Below are 1,278 nucleotides of genomic sequence, written 5' to 3'. Positions count from 1 at the left end.
CTTCTCGGCGCCGGACTGCTTCTTGCGGATGGAGTCGATGACCGCCTGACGGTCGGTCCTGTCCTTCTTGGCCACGGTGCTGGGGTCTCTCGGGTGGGGGGCAGGGCCCGGACCGGGGCACGGCTCAGCGTGTTCCGGCGGGTGTCGGGGGCAGAGTCTACGGAGTGACAGGTGACACGGTGGCCACCACGTCGGATCCTCCCGCTCGCCAGTCGTCGAGCGCCCACCCGTGGGCGAAGCAGACCGCTGCCACGGCGTGCCGCTCGGCGGTGCCCGGGAGCCTGAGGGGGACGGGGCCGACGCCGTCCTGCCGGTCGGTCCTCGGGGCAGGGGTGGTCCCACCGACGACGCGGGCGAGCGCACCGGCCAGCTCGTGGACGGGGACGGGGTCGCCGAACGGGCGGCGGTCCTCCGGGCGACCGGCGAGCGCGCGGACGACGGCCTCGCGGGCGCCGTACCCGAAGAGGTCCCCGCCCTCGGGCCGGACCAGGCGGGCGGCACCGGTGCCGTGGTCGCCGGCCTCGAGGACCAGGTCGGCGCGGCCCCGGACGACAGCCACGGGGCGGCCGGCGAGCTTGCCCTGGGCGAGCTCGGCGGCGCCCGCGATCTCGTCGGCCACCGCGGGCAGGGTCACCGCCAGCGGGTTGCCGTAGGGGTCCTCGCGCCCGGCGAAGTCCTCGGCGACGACCAGCCCGGCGGCGCCGATCGCGATGTCGGTCTGGCCCTCTCGCCAGGCGCGCCCGGCGGTGTCGGTGACCACCACCCCCACGTTCGCGCCGGAGAGCTCCAGCAGCGCCTCGCGCAGCGTACGAGCGCTGGCGTCGGGATCGAGGGGCAGCAGGGCGACCTGGCCCAGCGGGACGTTGGAGGCGTCGACACCGGCCGCGGCCATCGTGAGGCCCAGCCTGTTGCGGACGATGAGCGTGGGTCCCCGGGTGGCGACGACCCGCACCGTCTCCTCGGCCAGCGCCTCGGCGCGGTCGCCGGCACGGACCCGGCCCTCGGCCTTGCTGACGACCTTGCTGGTGACCACGACGATGTCGCCGTCGGCGAGCTCGGTCACGGCCACGACGACCCGGGCGAGGTCGCTGTCGACGGTGATCTCAGGGAGGCCGTCGGGGGCGGTGACCTCCAGCCGGCTCACCGGACGAGCCCGACGGCCGCCGCCGCCATGGCGGCGGTCGCGTCGAGGTCACTCATCATCAGCGGCACCGCCTCGCAGGCGATGCCGGCCTCGCGCACCCCGGCCACGTGGTGCGCGTCGCGGGTGTCCACCAG

General features: G+C 76.1%; 1 protein-coding gene. It reads right to left on the bottom strand.

The annotated features are described in order from the left end of the window. Positions 1-157: 157 nt before the first annotated feature. Positions 158-1,144 carry a coenzyme F420-0:L-glutamate ligase gene (gene cofE / locus AC1DQF_RS21615; protein ID WP_477527277.1) on the bottom strand — a complete coding sequence of 329 codons (987 nt, stop codon included), beginning with the start codon at positions 1,142-1,144 and terminating at the stop codon, positions 158-160. Positions 1,145-1,278: the final 134 nt, after the last annotated feature.

The organism is Nocardioides sp. P4_G4, assembly GCF_056401085.1.
Note: the sequence above shows the minus strand (reverse complement) of the source record. Positions and strands in the feature narration are given on the sequence as shown.